Source organism: Micromonospora echinofusca (assembly GCF_017614955.1).
GTDB classification, from domain to species: domain Bacteria; phylum Actinomycetota; class Actinomycetes; order Mycobacteriales; family Micromonosporaceae; genus Micromonospora; species Micromonospora echinofusca_A.
In genome coordinates, this window is the sequence record NZ_WVUH01000536.1 from 1 (window position 1) to 3,171 (window position 3,171).

A 3,171-nucleotide genomic window follows, 5' to 3' on the forward strand; every position below is an offset into this window, starting at 1 on the left:
CTACCAGGCCCCGCCGCCCCGCTATCCGCCGCCGTCGGGGTACGCCCGTCCCCGCCCGTCCGGGATGCCGCTCGGCGTGCTCGCGCTGATTCTCAGCCTCGTCTGCGGGCCGGTGGGGCTGATCCTGGGGATCGTCGCGTTGACCCGCAGCCCTAGACCGGGCAGCGCCGACCAGATCTGCGCGATCATCGCGATCGGCCTCAGCGGGGTGCTGTCCTGCTGTTCGCTGTTGGGTTACTCGACGCTGCTGGGCGGGAGCGGCGGCCAGAGCTGACGGCGTACGCTTGCCAGCCGCCCGCCGTGAATCCATACTGACCAATGTTCCTGAGCCGGACATGATCGGGTAGCCGGGCAGCCCTCGATCGGAACCTCCGCCCTGCATGCCACTTTCCGGAGGAACTGTCCCATGAGAACGAGAATCAGACTGCTCGGTGCTGCCCTGGCCACTGCGGTGGTGACGGCACTGGCGGCGGTCACGCTCACCGCACCGGCGTCCGCGGCAACGTTGACCGAGGTGACGAACTTCGGCACCAACCCGAGCAACCTGCGGATGTACCTGTACGTGCCGGACAACGTCGCGCCGCGACCGGCGCTGCTGGTCGCGGTGCACTACTGCACCGGCACCGGTCCGGCCATGTACTCCGGCACCCAGTACGCCGCGCTGGCCGACCGGTACGGCTACATCGTGGTCTACCCGTCGGTGACCCGCAGCAGCCAGTGCTTCGACGTCTCCTCACCCCAGGCGCTGCGCCGCGACGGCGGCAGCGACCCGGTGGGCATCAAGTCCATGGTCGACTACGTGCGGGCGCGCTACCCGGTCGACCCGGCCCGGATCTTCGCCACCGGCATCTCGTCCGGGGCGATGATGACCAACGTGCTGCTCGGCCTCTACCCGGACGTGTTCGCCGCCGGAGCGGCGTTCTCCGGGGTACCGTTCGGCTGCTTCGCCACCACCAACGGCTCGGAGTGGAACAGCGAGTGCGCCAACGGGCAGCTCATCCGGACCGCCCAGCAGTGGGGTGACCTGGTGCGCAGCGCCTACCCGGGGTACACCGGCCCACGGCCCCGGATGCAGCTCTGGCACGGTACGAACGACGAGGTGCTGCGTTACCCGAACTTCGGCGAGGAGATCAAGCAGTGGACCAACCTGCACGGGTTGGGCCAGACCCCGACGTTCACCGACACCCCGCAGGCCGGCTACACCCGCACCCGGTACGGCGGCAGCGGCGGCACCGCGCCGGTCGAGGCGATCAGCATGCAGGGCGTGTCGCACAACCTGCCGGTGGACGCCGCCCAGGCGATCCGGTTCTTCGGGCTGGACACCACCACTCCGCCGACCAGCACCCCGCCGCCGACCACCACCAGCCCGCCGCCGCCGAGCAGCCCGCCACCGACCGGCGGCTGCCGGATCGGGTACGCGGTCAACGCCTGGAACACCGGCCTGACCAGCGCCGTCACCATCACCAACACCGGCAGTACGGCAGTCGACGGTTGGAGCCTGGCGTTCACCCTGCCGGCGGGGCAGACCATCACCAACGGCTGGAACGCCACGTACGCCCCGTCCAGCGGCGCGGTGACCGCCCGTAACGTGTCCTACAACGCGACCATCGCGCCGGGCGCCTCGGTCGACATCGGCTTCCAGGCCAACCACACCGGCAACACCGGGAAGCCGACCGCGTTCACCCTCAACGGCACGGCCTGCGCGGTCTCCTGACCCACGGTAGGCCGGCTTCGGCGTGGCGGACGAGTCCGCCGGTTACGGTGGCGGGGTAGCTCCCGTTCCCCGCAACCGGCGGTCACCGCCGGTCCAGCCAGGTCCGCAGCGCCCACCACCAGCGCACGGTCTGCAGCACCGTCCAGCGGTCCCCGGTCTCGGCCGGCCCGGGTGGCAGGCCGGTCAGTTCGTGCAACCGGCGCAGCCGGTACCGGACCGTGTTCGGATGCACGTGCAGGACCAGCGCGGTCTGGTCCAGGCGCTGCCCGTGGTCGAGCCAGGCCAGGGCGGTCGAGGCCAGTTCCCGGTGGAACTCCTCGGCCGGGTCGAGGGCCGCGAGCAGGGTGCTGCTGAGCAGCTCGGCCAGGACCGGCTGGGCGGCCAGCACGGTCTCCCCGGCCAGGTCGGTGACCTGGTGCAGCCCGCGTAGCCGCTGACCGGCCGCCACCCGCAGGGCGGCCACGCAGAGCCCGTGCATGACCCGCGCCTCGGCCAGCGGTCGGGCCGGCGCGGCCACCACCAGGACCCCCGCGTCGAGCAGGCCGGCCGGTGGCAGGCACGGCGTGAGCCCGGCCAGCCGGTCCTGCACCACGCCGAAGACACCCCCGCAGCCGGCGAGCCGCCGGGTCAACGCGCGGACCCGCAGCGGGTCGCCGGGGTCGGCGACCAGGCAGTGGTACCGGCCGTCGGCGCGTAACCCGAACCGGACCAGGGGATCCGGTTCCTCGCCCGTCGGTTCGCCGAGCAGCAGCCGGCGGAGCAGCCGGGTGCCGGCGTCCCGGCGGTTGCGCTCCGCGTCCAGTTCCCGCTCCGCGGCGCGGTACCCGTCGACCACCGCCCGCTCCACGGCTCCGGCGTATCCCTCGATGGTCAGCAGCGCCTCCAGCAGCACGGCGTCCGGAATCCCGGCCGCCCGCCCGTGCTGGACCACCAACTCGACCGCCCGGGCCCGGGCGGCCTGCACGCCGCGCAGCAGCCCGGCGACGGAGACGCCCTGCACGGCCCGGTCGGCACCGAGCCGCCGTGCCTCGGCGTGGTCCCGGGCACCGGGATCCTCGTGCCCCTCGTAGGCGGCGAACCCGGCGGCGAGCAGGGCCGCCACGTAGCGTCGGGTCTCCGTCGCCGGTAACCGGGCCACCTCGGGCGACTGGGTGCGGGCGGCCCGGACCAGTTCCTCGACCGCCCCCCGGTCGGCGGCCAGCACGCGCAACAGTGCGGCCAGGGCGTCGGCGCTTCCGGTGACGGCCATCGGTCCTGCTGCCCTTCGTTGTGGGTACGGCACAACGGATCGGCCGGGTTTTGACGCTCGGCCCCTACCGGGCGTGCGGGGTGGATTGGTCTGCTGGTGGTTACCGAAAGGTAACACCGCCCCAGGCGAAGAGAAACGTCGATGTGGCACCCGGTCCGTCAGGAGGAGTCCATGGCAGCCGCACCGCCCACCCCCGTCCGTCGTTCCC

General features: G+C 72.7%; 2 protein-coding genes and 1 pseudogene. 2 read left to right on the forward strand and 1 reads right to left on the reverse strand.

What is annotated here, in order from left to right; genetic code table 11:
• Positions 1 to 274 (forward strand): annotated as a pseudogene (locus tag GSF22_RS32310) (hypothetical protein); the annotation flags it as partial.
• A gap of 132 nt (positions 275 to 406) precedes the next feature.
• Positions 407 to 1,714 carry an extracellular catalytic domain type 1 short-chain-length polyhydroxyalkanoate depolymerase gene (locus GSF22_RS32315; protein WP_208817702.1) on the forward strand — a complete coding sequence of 436 codons (1,308 nt, stop codon included), beginning with the start codon at positions 407 to 409 and terminating at the stop codon, positions 1,712 to 1,714.
• A gap of 82 nt (positions 1,715 to 1,796) precedes the next feature.
• On the opposite strand, the gene GSF22_RS32320 is transcribed toward GSF22_RS32315, so the two are convergent.
• Positions 1,797 to 2,963: a helix-turn-helix domain-containing protein gene (locus GSF22_RS32320; RefSeq protein ID WP_208817703.1), complete on the reverse strand. Its 1,167-nt coding sequence runs from the start codon at positions 2,961 to 2,963 to the stop codon at positions 1,797 to 1,799.
• Positions 2,964 to 3,171: the final 208 nt, after the last annotated feature.

Bases quoted from the DNA above. Each gene is read 5' to 3' on its own strand.
- GSF22_RS32320 (WP_208817703.1), bottom strand. From the start codon at position 2,963: ATGGCCGTCACCGGAAGCGCCGACGCCCTGGCCGCACTGTTGCGCGTG.
- GSF22_RS32315 (WP_208817702.1), top strand. From the start codon at position 407: ATGAGAACGAGAATCAGACTGCTCGGTGCTGCCCTGGCCACTGCGGTG.